We start from the raw sequence: 17484 nt of genomic DNA, 5'->3' as shown, positions 1-17484 counted from the left end.
AAAACGATGATGGCTTAAGGTTGTTCGATGATAAGCCCGTTTATTAGGCACCAGTAACTGATGTTCTTTCAATAAAGAAAATAGCCGATCACGACCAATAACCATCTGTTTTTGCTTTAAAATAAAATGTAATTTACGCCCACCCAGTCGAGGTTGTAAGACTCGTTCAGATTTAACAACATCAATAATGGCCGAATCTGCTTTCTTTCGTTCCTCAGTTCTATCCAGCCTCTTGTAATAAGCCTGTCGGCTGATCTGCATAAAACGGCAAGCAATTGTTACGGTGAGGTTTTTAACCGTTTTTTCTTTAATAACTCGGCTTTGCGCTTTTTTGACAAACGAACTCCAAAGTCTCTATCCATGACTTTAACCACAGCTTCGAAAAAATCGGATTTAAGCCGAGCTTCTTCAAGTTCCTTTTCAAGGATCTTAATGCGTTGTTCCGGCGTTTGTTGTTTAGAAGATTGGGTCATAGCTGAACCTCTATAAAAAGTATCAGGGGTACCGTTTGACCAATCTAACCTACCATGCTTACGAAGCCAAACTAAAACAGTAGAGCATCCTTGTATACCATAGTGATCTTGGGCTTGTTTATAGGTTATTTCGCCTTTTTCAACTTGGTCAACAAGCTGTAATTTAAAAGCGAGAGAATAATCGCGTTGAGTCCGTTTAGTGATTGGTTTCATTACATTCTCCAATTTCAGATTGGAAAAGTGTCAACCTTATTTAGGACGGGTCACATTATAAATATAAATATCAATAAAATAAATATAATTAGTTGATTTATATAGATATACAAAAAGATATAAAGTGATTTATTTTTAATCACTCATAAAACCTGACCACTTTCACATTATTTATAAATAAATTGTTAACAATGTTGCACAAAGTTGCAACATGAATGATATTAATAAAAATAACGGGTAACAGTACTTGTGAATGAGAAATAGAATATGAGGAGCACTGCATGAGTAGCACAACAATGGGTGTTAGACTTGATGAAGATACCCGCAATAGATTAAAAAAGGCTGCACAAAAATTAGATAGAACATCGCATTGGTTAATTAAACAAGCTATCTTCAATTATCTTGAACAAATTGAAAATGATCAGGTGAATATTGTTAATACAACATTTGCTGAGCAAGATCTTGAAGGAGATACTGAAACACCAATAGCCCATTATCAGCCTTTTTTAGAGTTTGCTGAACATATTCACCCGCAATCTGTTTTACGCTCTGCCATTACCTCTGCATATCGCACACCTGAGATACAGGCTGTTCCTATGCTGTTGCAGCAAGCGACATTACCTGAAAATGAAGCCCAAGCAACGCATAAATTAGCCTATTCCATTGCCGAAAAATTACGTAAACAAAAAAATGGCATTGGACGTTCAGGACTTGTACAAGGCTTATTACAAGAATTTTCACTTTCTTCGCAAGAAGGTGTGGCTTTAATGTGTTTAGCGGAAGCGTTACTGCGTATTCCAGATAAAGCCACACGTGATGCCCTTATTCGTGACAAAATTAGTCATGGTAATTGGCGCTCACACTTAGGACAAAGCCAATCGATGTTTGTAAATGCAGCAACATGGGGCTTATTATTCACGGGTAAATTAGTTTCTACACATAATGAAGAAAAACTCTCTAACTCTTTAAATCGCATCTTGACTAAAAGTGGTGAGCCATTAGTGCGTAAAGGCGTTGATATGGCCATGCGTTTAATGGGGGAGCAATTCGTTACAGGTGAGACTATTTCTCAAGCACTAGCGAATGCACGTAAGCTTGAAGAGAAAGGCTTTAGCTATTCTTATGACATGTTAGGAGAAGCTGCACTAACGGAAAAAGACGCACAAGATTACTTAGTTTCCTATCAGCAAGCTATCCACGCCATTGGTAAAGCGTCTAATGGCAGAGGTATTTATGAAGGCCCAGGAATATCAATCAAGCTTTCAGCATTACATCCTCGCTACAGTCGTGCACAATATGAACGTGTTATGTCAGAGCTTTACCCTCGCCTGCTCTCATTAACATTACAAGCAAAGCAATATGATATCGGTATTAATATTGATGCAGAAGAAGCGGATAGACTTGAGATTTCACTCGATCTCCTTGAAAAACTCTGTTTTGAACCTGAATTAGCGGGTTGGAATGGGATTGGTTTTGTTATTCAAGCCTACCAAAAACGTTGCCCATTAGTGATTGATTATGTCATCGATTTAGCTCGCAGAAGCCGTCGTCGCTTAATGGTCCGTTTAGTAAAAGGCGCATATTGGGATAGTGAAGTAAAACGCGCTCAAATTGATGGTCTTGAGGATTACCCTGTTTATACTCGTAAAGTGTATACCGATGTTTCCTATTTGGCTTGTGCAAAGAAACTACTTGCATCACCTAATTTTATTTATCCTCAATTTGCAACACATAACGCGCACACCCTTTCCGCAATTTATCATTTGGCAGGACAAAACTATTACCCCGGACAATATGAATTCCAATGTTTACATGGCATGGGCGAGCCTCTTTATGCACAAGTTGTAGGAAAAATAGCAGACGGAAAGTTAGGTCGTCCTTGTCGCATTTATGCACCAGTAGGGACTCATGAAACATTACTTGCCTATTTAGTGCGTCGTTTACTTGAAAATGGTGCCAACACCTCATTTGTAAACCGCATCGCGGATACCACTATTTCCCTTGATGAGTTGGTCGCTGATCCGGTCAAAGAAGTCAATAAAATAGCACAGGCTGAGGGGCAAGTTGGGCTTTCACACCCTAAAATTCCACTTCCTCATCAGCTTTATGGTGATGAACGTAAAAATTCACCAGGTATTGATATGTCAAATGAACACCGTTTGGCATCACTCTCTAGTGCATTATTAACCTCGGCCACTGAAAATAGACATTGTGAACCGTTGTTAGGTGATACGTTTAATTCTTCAGAAAAAACACCAGATCCTCAATCTGTTCTAAACCCAGCAAATCATACTGATACAGTCGGTACAGTAAGAGAAACCACTGAAGCCGAGGTAGATTTTGCTTTAACGGTTGCTCAAGAAAATGGAGAAATATGGTTTGCAACACCTCCTACACAAAGAGCCTCTTTCTTAGTTCGCACTGCGGAATTAATGGAACAACAAATGGGTCCATTAATGGGAATTTTAGTGCGCGAAGCGGGCAAAACTTATAGCAATGCCATTGCAGAAGTACGAGAAGCGATTGATTTTCTCTATTACTATGCAGCGCAAGTTGCACAAGATTTTGATAACAATACACATCGTCCTTTAGGGCCAGTGGTTTGTATCAGCCCATGGAACTTCCCATTAGCTATATTCAGCGGACAGATCGCTGCAGCGTTAGCCGCAGGTAATACCGTACTTGCTAAGCCGGCGGAGCAAACGCCTTTAATTGCATCAAAAGCAGTTGAACTCTTCCATCAAGCAGGTGTTCCTCGCTTTGCATTACAGCTGTTACCGGGTCAAGGCGAAACCATTGGCGCACGTTTAGTGGCTGATGAACGTGTTCGTGGTGTGATGTTTACAGGCTCGACAGATGTTGCTCATATTTTACAAAAGACCTTAGCTGGTCGATTAGATAGCGAAGGTCACCCTGTTCCTTTAATTGCAGAAACTGGTGGTTTAAATGCCATGATTGTGGATTCTTCTGCATTAACCGAACAAGTTGTTACAGATGTTATGGCTTCAGCTTATGATAGTGCTGGTCAACGCTGTTCTGCGTTACGTCTTTTATGTATTCAAGAAGAAGTGGCCGATCACACCATTGAGATGCTTAAAGGAGCAATGGCACAAGCGGTAATAGGTGATCCGAGTTTATTATCCACCGATATTGGCCCTGTTATTGATAAAGAAGCTAAAATAGGTATTGAGAAACATATTCAAGTTATGCGTACAGCGGGTTACGATATTTATCAAGCTTCACACAATAACCTGCCAAAACAAATTGAAAATAACAGTACCTTTGTTCAACCGACTCTAATTGAACTAGATAAAGTCAGTTCTCTAAAAAGAGAGATTTTTGGCCCTGTATTACATGTTGTGCGTTATGCAAGCCAAGATTTGCCTGCATTACTCGAAGAAATTAATGCAACAGGTTATGGTTTAACAATGGGCGTTCATACGCGTATTGATGAGACTATCGCTTATGTTGCCTCAAATGCCAAAGTCGGGAATTTATACGTAAATCGTAATATGGTTGGTGCGGTTGTCGGTGTTCAGCCTTTTGGTGGTGAAGGTTTATCCGGTACAGGCCCGAAAGCAGGCGGCCCTGTTTATCTGTATCGCTTATTATCTAAACGCCCTGAAAATGCCGCAACACAAACACTAGCACGTCAAGATGAGACATTCCCACTTGATACTTCTATGCGTAATTTACAAACTTACCATAAGTATATGGAATGGTTATCAAACAAAGCAGATAAATCACACTATGAAGCCTTAGAAAAATATGCTCTTGCATCCCAAGCAGGAACATTACGTGTATTGCCTGGTCCTACTGGCGAACGTAATACTTACCAATTAGTTCCTTGCGGTAATGTGCTTTGCATTTCAGATAATGAGCAAGATGTGTTAACCCAAATAGCAGGTGTTCTCGCCTCGGGTTGTCATGCCATTATCGTCAATAATGCATTCTCACAAAAAACATACCGTGAATTACCTGATATTGTTAGAAAAGCCATTACATTGACTGAAAACTGGAATGATGAATCACTGAAAATAAATGCGGTTATTTATCATGGTGATGGTGATCAATTACGTGAAACTTGCCAGAAAATTGCTCAACGCAAAGGGGCAATAATTTCTGTTCAAGGATTTTCACGAGGTGAAACGGGCTTGTTGTTAGAGCGTTTATTACATGAAAGAGCATTAAGCATTAATACCGCGGCCGCAGGTGGTAACGCAAGTTTAATGACCATTAGTTAATTAGCTCTCCTCTTTTTCTCTTTTTATTTTGAGACCACCTTTAAGAATTTTTTGATTAAAGGTGGTTTTTTCTTTTATTAATCTAATGGTTATAAAAAATAGCCAAGATAGATATTTATCTTAATGCTGTGACTATTCTCACTCTTTTTATATTTATCCATCGCCGACTATTGAATTAGTAAATATACTTATCACCAAGTCAACCAAAACCTAGAAGTTGATTGAATTATATCGTTATGTATACCTTAAAAGTTACGCCCTTCGGGGCGTTTTTTTTACTTATTAATTGCCATGCTAATGGCATATTAATGGCATACCATAAATAAAATATTGTATTTAATCATTGATAAATAAATAGAAAAACAACGAGAGATTAAGTAAGAAAAAACAGAAAGGACATTTGAATTAGGTCAAAAGAAAAAGGAGCAGGCTAGGCTACTCCTTTTAAGGTCTCTCTTGAGCGCAATTAGTGACTGCTATTCATCGATGGTGGCTCTTGACACCAATCGAGATATTACTCGTACTTACGTAGCGCAATATTGTAGTTACTAAATGCAGAGGGAGTGAGCTTTTTACTCAGGTCTGACTGAATTTTCTCTGTCGTAAATTCTTGACGAGGAAAATTAGTTGAAGTCAGTAATTCATCGAGCCGACGTAAACGAACCACATACTCACGAACAGTACTGTGGCTCATCTCCGTTTGTTCAAACAAATACTGCTTAAAAGACATAATGTCAAAGTAGTCAGTTTCACTATTACAGTAAATCTCACTACAAAAACGGCATAGCGCAGAAAATTTCTCTTGTAACGTTTCCCACGTTTCATCATCAATTAAATCCGTCATTTCAGAAATGGCTTCTTTATTGATAACTTGGCGATTGAATACGAGAGAGATCCGATCAAGCGCCTTATGGCAATGTAGACAATGAGTCTGGCTGTGTTTATAGTCTTTAATGTAACGGCTTAGCGGCCGTTTCTTTTGTGTTGAAACAGACATAAGAGATAAAGCCCTGTGTTGTAGTCTTAATAAACAAAAACAAAAATAAGCAAAACTTCTATTTCTCTGGGTTTAAGCGTGCTCGCAGCCTTTTTATGGCTTGGCTGTGTAGCTGGCTCACGCGGGATTCCCCGACATTAAGCACTGCGCCTATTTCTTTCAAATTAAGTTCTTCCTGATAATACAGGGTAAGAACCATTTTTTCCCTTTCGGGAAGCAATTCTATCGCGTCTATGACTCTTTGGCGAATATCACTTTCTAATAACATCTGTAATGGATTGTCATCATGATCTTCGTCTTGAGACGGTTCACAGCTTTCACCGTAAATTTCATGCCATTCGTCATAAGAGAACAATTGGCTGTTATTCGTATCCAATAGGATCTGCCGGTATTCTGCTAACTCAATCTGCAAATGATCAGCAACTTCCTGTTCTAATGGGGGTCGTCCTAGATCCTGCTCTAATTGATGAATAGAATGTGTAACTTCTCTTGCATTGCGACGCACACTGCGTGGCGCCCAATCTCGACTACGTAGCTCATCTAACATAGAGCCACGGATACGTTGAACAGCGTAAGTGGTAAAGGCAGCACCTTGCATTGAGTCATAACGCTCAACGGCGTTTAATAACCCAATCCCACCCGCTTGCAAAAGATCATCCAATTCAACACTCGCAGGTAACTTGACCTGTAATCGTAATGCTTCATGGCGAACCAACGGGACATATCGCTCCCAGAGGCTATTTTTGTCCATCACGCCTTCGGCGGTATACAAATCACTCACAACAAAAGACACCTTTGGATAAAAGACCGGAAACCATTATCTGGCGAAATAAATTTAGCAATCGGCTGAACAGTGAAACAAAAGCGCCTCTTTTTCACCTATGCCAAATTTTCAGCAAAAATCGGGTTTTCATTGATAAATTAATTTGTCATTGCATTACGAGAACTACTTTACCTTAAAACACCTGCAGCTAATCCTTAGAAAAACCGTTAATTAAATTGATAATTTATCTCATTAAAAGAAATCGACGCATTGAATATGCATTCTGTTCATAAAAAAATAACATATAAATCATAGTATTTTATTTTGTGAGATTTTAGCGTCTAATTAGCGAGTTGAAATACTCATAAATGATTAATTAAAAAAACGATTGTTTTGATGAAAAAATACCCACTACAAAATCTTGCAGTGGGTATAATTTGAGGATTATTTAAAAATGGGATTAACGTAATAGAGAAAGAACAGATTGTGGAACTTGATTTGCCTGAGCAAGCACAGCTGTACCCGCTTGTTGCAGAATTTGGCCTTTGCTCATATTGGATACTTCAGTTGAATAATCTGTATCTAAAATACGGCTACGTGAAGCAGATAAATTATTCACAGTATTATTTAAATTATTAATAGTCGATTGAAAACGGTTTTGTACCGCACCTAATTTAGAACGTGCCTCATCAACTTTATTAATGGCAGAATCTAATGTTTCTAGCGCATCATCATTGACGGTTAATGTTTTTACATCAACACCAGTGCTGGCTGTAAATTCATTAGCTGGTTTTTTTGATGTTATTTTTATGCTCACTTCATTTTTAGCTGTCGTACCTGTTAATTCAAGGTCAGATGCTGAAACCAAATAGTCTTTAGAACCAGTATCATCATGATAGATATATTTTCCTTTGACTTCTTTACCATCTTCCTTATATGCAGATAAAGTGTCATTACCTGACATTTTAGTTGCACCCGTTAAAATTGAACCAAGATCACCTGCTGATACAGCAGTCCCGATTTCAGTCATACCTTTTTTAACTGTTGCTTCGGTATATAACTTATCGTTTCCAACACCTAAAACATCATTATCAATTTTATCTAATTTAAATTTAATCGCTTCTTTATCGTTAGTACCGACTTGAATGCTCATTTCTGTATCACCACTCAATACTTTTACACCATTAAATTGAGTTTGTTCAGAGATACGATTAATTTCAGCTAAACGTTCAGTGACTTCATTTTGAATAGAGCTAATATCTGAATTTGAATTAGTACCATTTTTAGCTTGAACAGTTAATTCACGAACACGTTGTAAATTGGTATTAATTTCGTTTAATGCCCCTTCTGTAGTTTGAGCAACAGAAATACCGTCATTGGCATTACGAGATGCTTGAGTTAAGCCGTTAATATTTGCAGTAAAACGGTTAGCAATCGCTTGACCTGCCGCATCATCTTTTGCGCTATTGATACGCATACCGGAAGATAAACGTTCAATGGCTGTGCCTAAAGCGCCTTGGGATTTATTTAAATTATTTTGGGTCACTAAAGACAGGTAATTGGTATTAATAACTTGTGCCATACAATATTCCTTCGACTTGATTTTAAAATATTTTTTTCATGAATAGGTTTGTTATTACGTCACTGTAATAACGTTGCCTAAACACTATCGTCATCAATTTCGAGGGTTTTACGGTTTTTGGCGTCGCGAAAATAGCAATAAAAGCCAGTCAGTTAATTTTTAAGAACTTATTGAGTTAAAAGAAAAGAGAATTAAATTGAGAGAAAAATAAAAACTAAAAAAGAGTGGGTTTAAATATAAAACACAAAATAACAAAAAAAGGCCCTCTTGCGAGGACCTTTTGGATATAGAAAGGTATCTTTTGTGTCAGTGTACGAATTAACGTAACAGAGACAGAACAGTTTGTGGTACTTGGTTTGCTTGAGCAAGTACTGAAGTACCAGCTTGTTGCAGGATTTGACCACGGCTCATATTAGAAACTTCTGTTGCATAGTCAGTATCTAAGATACGGCTACGTGCAGCAGATAAGTTGTTAACAGTGTTGTTCAGGTTGTTGATAGTAGATTCAAAACGGTTTTGAATCGCACCTAAAGAAGAACGCATACCGTCAACAGTGTTGATAGCTTCATCTAATTTAGTTAAAGCATCAGTATTTTGCTCTTTACCCGCTTCTTGTGCTGCTTTTAAATCAAAGGCTTCTGTTTTAACAGTTACTGCAACTTCACCTGTTGTAGCATCAGCTGTGCCTACCTCAGCTTTAAACTTAACATCTTTGCCATCTAACTTACCAGTAACGAAATAATCGTCACCAATTTTTTTCAACTCAGCACCTTGAAGTGTTTGCTCTGCTTTACCAACTACAGGTGGTGTTGCTGTTAAATCTTCTGCCACAGCTGCAATTTTCACTGCATTAGCATCAATTTTTAAAGATTTACCATCAGTGATATCAGAAGCTTTAACTTTTTGTGCATTTAAACCTTCCGCACCAACTGAGAAATCTTTTAATTTCAATTCATTGCTATCAACTTTTTTCAGGTCAAATTCAATTTTTTCTTTGTCGTTAGTACCAACGTGAACGGTCATTTTTTCTTTTTCGCCGCTCAGTACTTTAACGCCGTTGAATTGAGTTTGTTCAGAAATACGGTCGATCTCTTTTAAACGCTCACCAACTTCTTCTTGGATTGATTTGATATCTGATTCTGAGTTAGAACCGTTTTTAGCTTGAACGGTTAACTCACGGATACGTTGTAAGTTGTTGTTGATTTCGTTCAGAGCGCCTTCAGTCGTTTGAGCGATAGAGATACCATCGTTCGCATTACGTGCTGCTTGAGTTAAACCATTTACGTTTGAAGTGAAACGGTTAGCAATCGCTTGACCCGCTGCATCGTCTTTAGCGCTGTTGATACGCAGACCAGAAGACAGACGCTCGATTGCACTTCCTAAAGCTCCCTGAGATTTGTTCAGGTTGTTTTGAGTTACCAGAGATAGATAGTTGGTATTAATGACTTGTGCCATAGCTAGATTCCTTTAAAATCAAGTCGATAAAATAAAAGTTTGCCTATTCATTTTCGGTGTTAATCACCGGCAACAAGTTTATCGGCACCCCACATACAACCTTTAACTTTTCCTACAAATATTTCTGCGTTTTTTTATAGAATTAATATCAAGTCAATGATAAACAAAGAAATTAATTTATTATTTTTTTATTCATTTTTTATCAATTTTCGTCTCAGCCCTTCTTTTCCCTTCTAAATTCGACATTGGTCACCAATGGCAATAAAAGGCTTCTATATGGCAGCCTGTTTCACTCATCAAAAATACCAAATAGACGTAAACTTTTCGCCGATTCTACCGATAACGGTTTTTGAGGATTATTTTACGAACACAGAAAGGAGACCGGTATGGCTGGTATTGCTTCATTAGGCGTGGGCTCAGGGATGCCTCTTAGCCAAACATTGGCACAATTAGAGGCGGCGGAAAATAAACGTCTTGAACCCCTAGATAAACAGATGAAAAGCTACGAAGCGCAAATTACCGCTTACGGTAAAATCCGTAGCCAACTTGATAAGTTACAAAAAGCCTCTGAAGATTTAAAAAAATTCGACAAGATAGTGGCAACCAAAGTAGACGATGAGTTTGATGCTTTTAAAGTGACGACGGATGGTAAGGCCAGTGTGGGCAACTACACCGTTTCTATTACTCAGTTAGCACAAGCTCAAACACTGAAATCAACTAAAGTCTCTGATGTGAAAGAAACTTTAGGCGAAACCTTAGGTGAGGGTAATAAACGTACACTTGTTATTACTCAACCAGGTGAAGAAAAACCATTGCGTATTGAATTAGAAGATAAACAAACTTCCATTCTTGAATTACGTGATGCAATCAATAAAAAAGAAGGCAACGTTTCGGCTACTATTGTTAAAGCCGATGATAATACTAATTATTTAGTTCTCACTTCACGGAAAGAAGGAACTAAATCTGAAATGACCATCACGGTTGAAGGTGACGATAAATTAAATCAATTTTTGTCAAATTCGACCGCAAAAGATGATGCTTCCCATACTTCAGGTATGCGACAAATCGTTGATGCTAAAAACGCTAAGTTAACAGTTAATGGGATCGATATTGAACGTCAGACTAATGAGATTAAAGATGCCCCAGAAGGGATTGTTTTAAATCTTAAAAAAACCACTGATAACAATAAAGATGGTGTTGATAAACCTGAAATTATCAATGTTGCTCGTGATATTGAGCCAATGAAAAAAGCGATCCAAGCTTGGACAGACGCTTATAATGAGTTAAACAGCACCTATAAATCTCTGACTAAATATACTCAAGTAGAGAAAGGTGAAGCGGCATCTAAAGATAATGGTGTATTACTCGGTGATAGTACCAGCCGTATGATTATGTCTGAGCTAAAAAGCTTTGTTACAAGCTCACAAGGCACCTCAGATATGGATACCCTAAATAAAATGGGGATTAAATTTAAGGTTGATGGCTCTTTAGATATCGATAGCAAAAAACTGGATGAAGCGTTAAAAGAAAAACCCGCTAACGTGAAAGAGTTTTTTATGGGTGATGGTAAAGAAACCGGTTTTGGTACTCAAACCTATAATTACCTGAAAAAAACCCTGCAATCTAATGATGGTACTTTAGATGTTGCCACTGATGGCGTGAAAAAACGCAAGAAAACACTCGATAGCCAAATTAAAAACACGGAACGTAATATTGCAGCCACGATGGAACGTTATAAAAACCAGTTCCAACAGTTAGATAAAATGGTTAACTCCATGACTAACTCCAGTGCTTCAATCGGCCGTTTATTAATGTAATTTTTAAAAGTAGGACACTATGTATCAACAATCAGCCAGTAAAATGTATGCTCAAATCGACGTTGAAAGCGAGATTTTAAATGCCACGCCTTACCAGCTGATCCAGATCCTATTTAATGGGGCGCTTAGCGCCCTTCGCCGTGCATTAATATTAATGGAACAAGGAAATATTGCCGGTAAAGGCGAAAATATTTCTAAAGCCATTAATATTATTGGTAACGGATTAAAACAAGGTCTGGATAAAGAGAAAGGGGGCGAGCTTGCAGAGAATCTGGAGCTCCTTTATGACTATATGGTTAATCAGCTACTCGATGCTAACTTAAAAAATAACCCAGAAAAAATTCATGAAGTCATCAAGCTCTTAACTGAAATTTCTGATGCTTGGCAACAAATCGGCACACAGATTAATTCTTATTAAATTAGAGTGGACAACAATATGGATATTATGGCGGCTTACGAGCAGGTTTTAAAATCAAGTGAGCAAATGTTAACGCTTGCCAAAGATCAGCAATGGGACAAGCTGATAGAAATGGAAATGGATTATTTAAAAAGCGTTGAAAGTATCACTAAGATGATAAAACCGGCTGACGGTGAGCTGAGACTACAACAACGCCTCACAGATATGCTAAAGAAAATCTTAGAAAACGAAAATGAGACGCGAAATTTATTACGGGCTCGTCTAGATGAGCTCGGCGTGTTAATTAGACAGACTGAACAAGAGCAGAGGGTACAAAATAGCTATGGTCAGTTTACAGAACATAGTTATTATCCTGATCTCAATCTTAAATAACTCTCCTCTGCGCCAAAAGCGGTTTTATTAGCTAATGGCGTCTTTACTTAGAAAAAGTCACTCTTATTATTCAGCCTAATTTGTTATCGGTAACGTAAAAATCAACGTTTACCCTTTTCTACTTTTGTTTTTTTATTTTTTTGATTACACCGATTAAACAGATTGCACTAACACCATATCAATATGTGGAATGTTATCTTCAAGATACGTTTCTGAATCGATAACAAAGCCATTTGATTGATAAAATGAGACTAAATATGCCTGTGCCATTATTTTGATTGTATGGGTATTAAATTGACGGCACGTAGTTGCAATCGCCTCTTTTATTAACTGATGTGCAATACCACTTCCCCGCTGATTTTGAGCAACAATCACCCGCCCTATTGAAGCTTCTTTAAATGCGATACCTTGCGGCAACAAACGTGCATAAGCAATAAGTTGCTGACTCTCTTCCTCTTTGGCAAACAAGTGCAATGTATTTTGATCAATCCCGTCCAGATCTTGATAAGCACATTGCTGTTCACAAATAAAAACCTGATTTCTTAAGGCCAAAATAGCATATAGCTCATCTGTGGTGAGTTGTGAAAATGATTTTAAAATCCAATTCATGTGCTTTATCCCGTGGTTTAAAGTAATAAAAAGCACTCAATGATAATGTAATATTATCGAAAAAAGCTTTATTTTATCGTTTTGTTTAATATAAAGAGTGAAATAGAAATCGCCCACGTAGTGTAGGCGACATATTAGCTCATAGTAATTTGATAAATAATAATTTATTTAATCACGTCATAAAGTTGCTTATCTGATAAATAATCTGCAGTTAAACCTGCTGATGGATTATATTGTACGCCAACGATCTCAGAGAATGCTTTACCCTCTTTACCTAGTGAAACCTTACGTTCATCTTTACCTGTACTTTCATGGATAGAATAGGTTTTACGACGCATTGCTGTATATTTATCTGCATCATTAGCAATATCGGTGTGATAGCCCGTAATTTGTGCATCCGTTAAAGCTAATTTATTGGCTAAATCACAGCCCCAACGGGTTAAACAAACTTCTGCAAAATGGCGAACCACTAAACCCGGTGCATATAGTGCATTTTCACCTTCACTACCATCAATAGACGCATTACCTACTAATGTAGCGTGACGCCCTGAAATAGGGAAAATATGCATTTTAGTCTCAGATGTAACTGTTGGGATCACACAAGTAAATCCTTTTGAACGTTCATCTTTTGCATAAAATCCAACATATTCTTTGACGTTTTTACCCAAGGTGACTTTTTCAGGTTGGAAATTCAGAGGGCCAGGAACAGGGTCGATCGCAAAAATATTTACTGGAATATCTTTTAATTGAGGATCTGCCAACATCGCATTTGCTAGCATATGGCAAGTAATACCACCACGACTCCAGCCCACGAGGTTAACTTGTGTTGGAATAATGCCATCTTTACGGAAGATACGAATAATTTGTTGTTGGAGTTGCTGTTGAGTGACATGGCGATCGCCATAGTCATATTTACGCCATAAAAAAGAGCCTGTTACCTTAACATCATCAATAGGAATGCCCGCTTTTTTTAGTTGGTTATACTGCTCTTCTGTCAATTTTTCACGTTGCCAATCAAAGTTACCTTTCATTAAGCAAAGCGCATGGTTGACGTTTTCTTCCCAACCACTACCAAATAGCGAACCTTTAATATCAGAGTAATTAGGGCTTTCAACCCATAAATCATCCTCTTGTAGATTACCACTACCTGGGCCATCAACAATAATCCACTGTGCGAACTCTCGTCCTTGGTTATTTTGCGCTAAAGTGGCAACTAACTCCCCTTGCCAAAAGGTAGGATTATTATTATCAAATGAGTTAGAGCTGGTACCACATAAATAAACGGTTAATACTGTCATAGTGTAAATTTCCTTTTAATAATGACTAAAAAATCAAAATAATGATTTTTATTTCCTTGTATTGAGCTATTCCTTAGCCCACCAGCACATTACCTATAAGCCTTTTTTTGTTCAATTATAAAAAATGAATTAGCAGAGTCGAGATCACATAATTGAATTTTATTTAAGTAAAAGAAATGAAAAAACTCTATCAGATCAATGTAATTAAATAATATAAATGAATTCTTTATTTTTTATTATTTCTATTAGTAAATCAGCTTATAAAAAGAACATTAAATAACCAAATTTAAAATTTAAATAAAAAAAATCCCACATTAAATAAATGCAGGATTTTCTATTAGGTAGAATATCTTATAAACGATTAAAAGCAACTACTCTCACCGCAGGAATATCAGCTTGTGCCCCTTCAGCAACTTCCTGACATGCTTTATCTAACGCAATATGGGGTGTGATCCCACTTTCTGTTTCTACAATTTTATGTCCGGCGTAGGTATCACCATTTCTGGAACGCACTTTATACGCAATAAACCAATATTCCATATCATCACCGTTTACGTTATTAATCATGTAATTACCATAGCGGTTTATGACTCGCTTTAATGTGATAATAATCAATAATTTTTAGTTTAATAAAATTGTTTTATAAAAAAATGAACAGTATTGTAGAAAAATCAGGCGTGATATTCCATTTCTGATTGCACTAATTTTTTTATTTTTACTGCTTTTTCAAAGTGATCCAGTTTATGCGTTATTATCCACCATGTTGCAGCTTCCATTAATAATTCAGGGTTGTCATTTTTATTTGCAAAAAAAGCATAAAAGGATAATCCCACGCCCTCTCCTTTGGCTGAAATCTTATCATTACATATTTGAATTATTTTTTGTTGTAGTAATTTTCTCATATTCTCTCTATTTTTATTTTTCAACATGCCAATAAATAGGATAGAGCAAAGACCCTATCCATGAAATTTGTTCCATAATTGAATAAGTAACCAAGCAGCAATAACCCAGCAAATCACTGCCGTAACTAGTGCCGTAAATAATTTGACATAGTTAATCATCACATAGAGTGAAATTAGATAAACCATATAAGGAATAACTGCCCATAGGCTAAAAATAATGGTGGTGCGTAACGCTTCAATAGAGCGTTCAGAACCCACAATATAGTGTGCAATAAGCGCAAAAGTGGGAAATAGCGGAACCAATCCCGCAATATAGTAATGGCGAGATTTCGATAAAACAGCGATTAACACCACGACAAACGCACCTATCAGTGCCTTAACCAGTAAACCCATTATTTTTTCATCAAGTTATAGAAATCTTAGTACTATCATACCTATTCATATTTGTATGTGAGCTGATTTTATTTTTTGTGGTTTAAAATACGATTAAATACGACTCATTAGAAAAAGCCCAATAATATTATTGAGCTTTAAAATATTTTAAATTTTCTTTAAGCAAACATTAGTCTTTCTGCCAAGAAATATCTTGTTCACTTTCATTTGTTTCCAGCAAAATTAATTCACCTAACTCTGTTGTTTTATAGGTGTTACTTCTATAGTGCTTTGTTTTCTTCCCTGTTTCAGGATCTTTTGTAACCCATTCAATATCACCTTCAAAGTCCGTTCCCTGATAATAAGTCGAGAAACGTTTACGCTCACCATCATGCCAACCCACCACGATAACTGAATTAGTACCCGCATTTAATGCTTCTAAAGGAAATTCAGATAGCAACAATCCATTATGGCCAATATTAGCAGAACAATTTTTACCACCAACAAAAGCGGAACAACTTGCATCGAATCCACTAATTCCAGAGTGATCACCAAAAATTGCTGCTGCTTTAAAGTTTCCCTCGGAGACAACATTAGTGTTATTTCCAGTTGCTATACCAATACTTCCTTCAGTAAGATCTTGTATCCAAACATCATTGCCTGTTGATATTGCGACTGAGTCAGATGCATAGCAAAAAATAACAGCCTCATCACCTGTTGTAATAGCGACTGAATTTTTCACAAGATTAAGCTCTGTATCTTCATTACTTTCATCATGTTCAAATGGATACGATATTTCTGCTTTTTTACCTGATGCAAAAGCCACTGATTTGCTAGACGCTTCAATAAAACTTTCTTCACCAGTAGTAATAAAAAGTGAATTTTTACCGTGCTTGATAGTACCTTTATCTTCATCATACTCAGTGCCTTCATTATCATAAATCTTAGCTTTCTTACCGGTATGAATAATTTTGGCATCTTCACCAATACAATTAACAATTTGCTCATCTAACGTTAAAATGGCATTTTTACTTTCACCGCTTAAAACAAGCGCTTTATTTGTAGTTACCGTTGTCATAGTAATATCCTTATTTACATTTCCATTAGTTAACACGCTCAAAACACTGTTTAAATATACAGTGCAATTACTAAATAACAACCTCTATGCTAAATTTCAAAAAATAAAATAACGACAATATAATCAAATAGATAAAAACAAATAACACATAATATATTCACAAGTAGTCAAATAAAGAAAAAATAAGATAGAAAAAAACGAGAAAAAAACCAATGGAAGAACTTTATAAAAAACTAATCCAACAAGAAAAAACACTTCACAAAAGTACCCATCGAAAAAATACAGACGTACTTATTCAACTTTTACATAATGAGTTTATGGAATTTTGTCGCTCTGGTATTTGCGTTAATAAAACAGACACAATTAACAGCCTTACAAGCGACAATAGCAATATAGAGATTTATTCAGAAAACTATCAAGCTTCACAACTAAGTGATGATGTAGTGTTGTTAACTTATGTCAGTTATCAATTAGAAGATAACAGAAAAATAAAACAGACTTACCGTTCATCCCTCTGGATAAAAAACTCTCACGATGATTGGCAACTACGGTTTCATCAAGGCACAGCAAAATCGGAGGGATAATACACATCTCAAGAAATTTGGTTGAGCTAAATCTCATTATTTAGCTCAAAAGCAATATAAAGTCGCATTCTTAAGCATCTAAATGTGTTTTCTTTTTTTCTGGTGCCGTTGTTTCTTTTTTATTCTTACAGCAATCATGTGAACTGTTTTCACCATGATGATGTTTATGCATAAAGAGATGCATTAACGGGCAAAGTAATAACATCAAAATAAACCAATTATCTCTTAGAAGTTCCCACATAATCATCTCCTTAAATCACGTTTAAAAAGATGATAGGCCTTACTCTAAGAGGAAGGTCTAGTATGG

The 17484-nt window shown here is 36.7% G+C and carries 16 protein-coding genes and 1 pseudogene; 5 read left to right on the top strand and 12 right to left on the bottom strand.

Annotated features, from left to right (window positions below):
* Positions 1 to 686 (bottom strand): annotated as a pseudogene (locus tag GWI68_RS20255) (IS3 family transposase); the annotation flags it as partial.
* A 281-nt stretch (positions 687 to 967) separates the two neighbouring features.
* Here GWI68_RS20255 and putA point away from each other — a divergent pair.
* Positions 968 to 4930: a trifunctional transcriptional regulator/proline dehydrogenase/L-glutamate gamma-semialdehyde dehydrogenase gene (gene putA / locus GWI68_RS06155; protein ID WP_166539706.1), complete on the top strand. Its 3963-nt coding sequence runs from the start codon at positions 968 to 970 to the stop codon at positions 4928 to 4930.
* Between the two features lie 514 nt (positions 4931 to 5444).
* On the opposite strand, the gene fliZ is transcribed toward putA, so the two are convergent.
* The 4 genes from fliZ to GWI68_RS06135 form a co-directional block, all read right to left on the bottom strand.
* A complete protein-coding gene (fliZ, locus tag GWI68_RS06150) occupies positions 5445 to 5927 on the bottom strand; it encodes a flagella biosynthesis regulatory protein FliZ (protein ID WP_166539705.1) in 483 nt (160 codons plus the stop codon).
* 58 nt (positions 5928 to 5985) lie between these two features.
* Entirely contained in the window at positions 5986 to 6708 is a 723-nt protein-coding gene (locus GWI68_RS06145; RefSeq protein WP_036912728.1) for an RNA polymerase sigma factor FliA, read from the bottom strand.
* A gap of 442 nt (positions 6709 to 7150) precedes the next feature.
* Positions 7151 to 8272 carry a FliC/FljB family flagellin gene (locus tag GWI68_RS06140; protein WP_166539704.1) on the bottom strand — a complete coding sequence of 374 codons (1122 nt, stop codon included), beginning with the start codon at positions 8270 to 8272 and terminating at the stop codon, positions 7151 to 7153.
* Positions 8273 to 8590: 318 nt separating this feature from the next.
* Entirely contained in the window at positions 8591 to 9727 is a 1137-nt protein-coding gene (locus tag GWI68_RS06135) for a FliC/FljB family flagellin (protein WP_166539703.1), read from the bottom strand.
* A 386-nt stretch (positions 9728 to 10113) separates the two neighbouring features.
* On the opposite strand from GWI68_RS06135, the gene fliD reads away from it, so the two are divergent.
* From fliD to fliT, 3 genes are read left to right on the top strand one after another with little or no spacing between them, the layout of a single operon-like run.
* On the top strand, positions 10114 to 11544 hold the full coding sequence (gene fliD, locus GWI68_RS06130; protein WP_166539702.1) for a flagellar filament capping protein FliD: 1431 nt from the start codon (positions 10114 to 10116) through the stop codon (positions 11542 to 11544).
* A gap of 19 nt (positions 11545 to 11563) precedes the next feature.
* Entirely contained in the window at positions 11564 to 11962 is a 399-nt protein-coding gene (gene fliS / locus GWI68_RS06125) for a flagellar export chaperone FliS (protein ID WP_023581844.1), read from the top strand.
* Positions 11963 to 11980: 18 nt separating this feature from the next.
* The gene (gene fliT, locus GWI68_RS06120; protein ID WP_166539701.1) at positions 11981 to 12334 is read left to right on the top strand and encodes a flagellar protein FliT; all 354 of its coding nucleotides are present in this window, start codon (positions 11981 to 11983) and stop codon (positions 12332 to 12334) included.
* A gap of 153 nt (positions 12335 to 12487) precedes the next feature.
* Here fliT and GWI68_RS06115 read toward each other — a convergent pair whose 3' ends face one another.
* The 6 genes from GWI68_RS06115 to GWI68_RS06090 form a co-directional block, all read right to left on the bottom strand.
* A complete protein-coding gene (locus GWI68_RS06115) occupies positions 12488 to 12943 on the bottom strand; it encodes a GNAT family N-acetyltransferase (protein ID WP_166539700.1) in 456 nt (151 codons plus the stop codon).
* A gap of 164 nt (positions 12944 to 13107) precedes the next feature.
* A complete protein-coding gene (locus GWI68_RS06110) occupies positions 13108 to 14241 on the bottom strand; it encodes a hypothetical protein (RefSeq protein WP_166539699.1) in 1134 nt (377 codons plus the stop codon).
* Between the two features lie 351 nt (positions 14242 to 14592).
* Entirely contained in the window at positions 14593 to 14808 is a 216-nt protein-coding gene (locus GWI68_RS06105; protein ID WP_006533140.1) for a hypothetical protein, read from the bottom strand.
* A gap of 104 nt (positions 14809 to 14912) precedes the next feature.
* Complete coding sequence (locus GWI68_RS06100) at positions 14913 to 15143, bottom strand: DUF6500 family protein (protein WP_166539698.1); 231 nt, start codon at positions 15141 to 15143, stop codon at positions 14913 to 14915.
* A gap of 54 nt (positions 15144 to 15197) precedes the next feature.
* The gene (locus tag GWI68_RS06095; RefSeq protein ID WP_208105127.1) at positions 15198 to 15536 is read right to left on the bottom strand and encodes a GlpM family protein; all 339 of its coding nucleotides are present in this window, start codon (positions 15534 to 15536) and stop codon (positions 15198 to 15200) included.
* A 169-nt stretch (positions 15537 to 15705) separates the two neighbouring features.
* Positions 15706 to 16593: a hypothetical protein gene (locus tag GWI68_RS06090; RefSeq protein WP_166539697.1), complete on the bottom strand. Its 888-nt coding sequence runs from the start codon at positions 16591 to 16593 to the stop codon at positions 15706 to 15708.
* A 212-nt stretch (positions 16594 to 16805) separates the two neighbouring features.
* Between GWI68_RS06090 and GWI68_RS06085 the strand changes: the two genes are divergently transcribed.
* Positions 16806 to 17177: a DUF4440 domain-containing protein gene (locus GWI68_RS06085; protein WP_166539696.1), complete on the top strand. Its 372-nt coding sequence runs from the start codon at positions 16806 to 16808 to the stop codon at positions 17175 to 17177.
* Between the two features lie 70 nt (positions 17178 to 17247).
* Here the strand turns inward: GWI68_RS06085 and GWI68_RS06080 are convergent, their stop codons facing one another.
* Positions 17248 to 17418: a DUF2933 domain-containing protein gene (locus GWI68_RS06080; protein ID WP_166539695.1), complete on the bottom strand. Its 171-nt coding sequence runs from the start codon at positions 17416 to 17418 to the stop codon at positions 17248 to 17250.
* Positions 17419 to 17484 lie beyond the last annotated feature (66 nt).

This window comes from Proteus sp. G2669, assembly GCF_009915245.1.
In the GTDB taxonomy this organism is placed as follows: Bacteria; Pseudomonadota; Gammaproteobacteria; order Enterobacterales; family Enterobacteriaceae; genus Proteus.
This window is presented reverse-complemented; position numbering and strand designations above follow the sequence as displayed.